3 protein-coding genes are annotated in these 3,080 nt (G+C 59.3%); 2 read left to right on the forward strand and 1 reads right to left on the reverse strand.

Annotated elements, in window-relative coordinates:
• Nucleotides 1-378, forward strand: a 378-nt coding sequence (locus ACR0KN_RS22365; RefSeq protein WP_480656685.1) for a LysR family transcriptional regulator, incomplete at its 5' end; no start/stop codon positions are given.
• Nucleotides 379-381: 3 nt separating this feature from the next.
• Here the strand turns inward: ACR0KN_RS22365 and ACR0KN_RS22370 are convergent.
• Nucleotides 382-1,508, reverse strand: a protein-coding gene (locus tag ACR0KN_RS22370; protein ID WP_480588862.1) for an IS3 family transposase whose coding sequence is annotated in 2 segments (ribosomal slippage) — nt 382-1,244 and nt 1,244-1,508 — 1,128 coding nt in all. Because the reading frame shifts where the segments join, the coding sequence is not laid out codon by codon here.
• Between the two features lie 212 nt (nt 1,509-1,720).
• On the opposite strand from ACR0KN_RS22370, the gene ACR0KN_RS22375 reads away from it, so the two are divergent.
• A partial coding sequence (locus ACR0KN_RS22375; RefSeq protein WP_480656687.1) for an IS1634 family transposase occupies nt 1,721-3,080 on the forward strand: 1,360 nt, incomplete at its 3' end.

Here is a 3,080-nt window from a genome sequence, read left to right on the forward strand (position 1 = left end):
GTTGATGGAATGCGAAGCTTTGTGGCTGTCGTGGAAACCGGTTCCTTCGCTGCCGCTGGGCAGCGCTTGGGGATTTCGAACAAATTGGTGAGCAAGCGTGTCGCCGGGCTCGAAAACCTGCTTGGCATGACGCTCCTTCACCGTAACACGCGCTCAATGTCTCTGTCTCACGAAGGAGAAAAGTACCTGGAAGGGGCGCGACGTGTTCTTGCCGAGCTTGAACAGCTGGAAGCCGAATTCGATACTTCAGGTGGTTTGAAAGGTGTAATTCGCGTTGCGGCACCCCTCACCTATGGCGACACCGCGGTGGCGGTAGCCGCAACTCGTTTTGTTGAAAAACATCCGAGTGAGCAGCCTCATCTGACTGGTCCAAATTGATTGTTAGTGCATCGTCGGCCTGTAATCCATTGGGATGATGGTTTCAGGTGCTGGCGGGCGATAGCCCAGTGCACTGTGGGGCCGCTTTGTGTTGTAGTGTCTCCTCCATTGTTCGATCAGAATTTGAGCTTCGCGTAGGCTGTAGAAGACTTCACCGTTGAGTAGCTCATCCCTGAACCTGCCATTGAAACTTTCACAGTATCCGTTCTCCCACGGGCTCCCAGGTTCAATGTAAGCCGTCTGGGCGCCAACTGCGGCGATCCAGTCTCGGACGACCTGGGCGACAAATTCCGACCCATTGTCTGAACGTATGAAGCGGGGTGCACCCCGCAGTATGAACAGATCCGTCAGGGCATCGATCACATCGACCGAGTTCAGCTTGCGCTTCACTCTAATCGCTAGGCACTCCCGGCTGTGCTCATCAAGGATGTTCAGCGTCCGAAAAGCTTTGCCATCGTCAGTTCGGCAATGAACAAAGTCATAGGACCACACGTGGTTGCGATACTCCGGCCTCAGCCGAACACACGAGCCATCGTTCAGCCAGAGCCGTCCTTTCTTCGGTTGTTTCACTGGTACTTTCAGCCCCTCTCGTCGCCAAAGCCGTTCAATTCGCCCATCGCTGACAGACCATCCGGCCTCTCTCAGCAGCGCAGCGATCCTGCGATAGCCAAATCGGCCGTACTGTCGAGCCAACTCGATCATGTCGGCGACCAGTCGGTCTTCGTCTGCGCGACCTTGTGGGACCCGCCGCTGCGTGGACCGGTGTTGCCCCAGCACGCGACAGGCGCGTCTCTCGGAAACGTTCAGCTGGTTACGGACATGATCGATGCAGGCACGACGACGAGCGGGGCTCAAAAGTTTCCCTTTGCGGCTTCCGTCAGGATCAGCTTGTCCAGAGTCAGATCAGACACCGCGCGTCTCAGCCGCTCGTTCTCTTTCTGAAGCCGTTTCAGTTCCTTCAATTGATCAACACCCATTCCACCGTACTTCTTCCGCCAGCGGTAATAGGTTTGCTCAACAACGCCGATCTGCCTGATCGCATCAAGTCGGGACATGCCTTGCCCCATCAAAACTTCAACCTGCCGTAACTTCGAGACAATCTCTTCGGGCTTCGGTCTCTTGTTTGCCATTCGTGGTCCTCCGTTTCCTAAACATAACGGTGGTCCAGTTCACCCAACTTCGACACTTCGCGGTGGATTTGAGCCCGGCTGGTTGATGCTGAGTTCAATGAAATAAGGGGTTTCCATGTGAATCAGGGCCGATTTTAGCGGAATCCCTGTTGTGGCACGCCGTGGCGTATTGAGATGTTGATGTATGACGCATCATCTCGTAGTGTTGCGACATGTACACCAAGATCACGAGATCCGGGGGCCGCCAGTACCTGCAACTGGTTGAGGGCTATCGCAATGAGCAAGGGAAGGTCCGCCACCGGGTCGTCGCCAACCTCGGTCGGCTGGAAGACTTGAACCCCGCCAAGCTCGATCCTCTGATCAACGGGCTAAATCGGGCGATCGGGCGGAGCGACAACACGGCCTTCCCCGTCGAGATCGAAAGCTCCAAGGCCTATGGCAACGTCTTTGCCCTGCATCAGCTCTGGAATGACCTTGGCTTCGATCGCGCCTTCGCGCGAGCAATGCGTTCCGGGCGGCGCAAGATCGAGGCCGATGCCCTCGTGCGCGCCATGGTCTTCAACCGCCTGTGCGATCCCACGAGCAAGCTCGGCTGCCTGCGCTGGCTGGACACCGTGGCCATGCCGGAGATGCCTGCCAAGGTCGAGCATCACCACCTCCTGCGGGCGATGGATGCGCTCATGGACAACGTTGATCGCGTGGAGGCCGAACTGGCCCGTCAGATCCGCCCCCTGGTCGACCGCGATCTGACCGTTGTCTTCTATGACCTGACCACCGTGCGCATCCACGGCGAAGGCGAGGTCGACGACGATGTCCGTGCCTATGGCATGAACAAGGAGACCGGTGGGATCGCCCGCCAGTTCGTGCTTGGCGTTGTGCAGACCGCCGATGGGCTGCCGCTCATGCAGACCGTGCATCCGGGCAACGTGGCCGAAACGAAGACGCTGCAGGCCATGCTGGTCACCGTTCTGCAACGCTTTCCCATCGAGCGCATCAGCTTGGTGGCCGACCGCGGCCTGCTGAGCCTCGACAACATCGGTGCCCTGACATCGCTTGCCGAACAGGGCGGGCGCACGTTGGAGTTCATCCTCGCCGTCCCCGCGCGCCGCTACAAAGACCTGGTCGAGACTTTCCGCGCGCTCCGCTTTGACGAGGACGGTTTGGCCGAGAGCCGCTTCTGTGACCACAGGCTCATCGTGGCCCATGACCCGCTTCGTGCCGCTGATCTCGGCGACCGGCGGCGCACCAGCATCGCCGAGCTGGAGGCCATGGCCGAGAAGATGGTCGGCAAGCTCGATGCACAGGATGCCGGCAAGACCGCCAAGGGTCGTCGCGCCTCCGACCGCGGGGCGTACAGCCGTTTCACCCGCGCCGTCGCGGAGGCCGAGCTCACGCGGTTCATCAAGGCCGATCTCAATGCTGATCGGTTCAGTTGGTCGGTCGATGAAGACGCCATTGCCGAGGCCGAACTCTTTGACGGAAAACTCGCGCTGATCACCAACGCACCGGATCTGAGCCCCGCCGAGGCTGTCGCGCGTTACAAGGGCCTCGCAGACATCGAGCGCGGCTTCC

The organism is Ruegeria sp. AP7 (assembly GCF_056539905.1).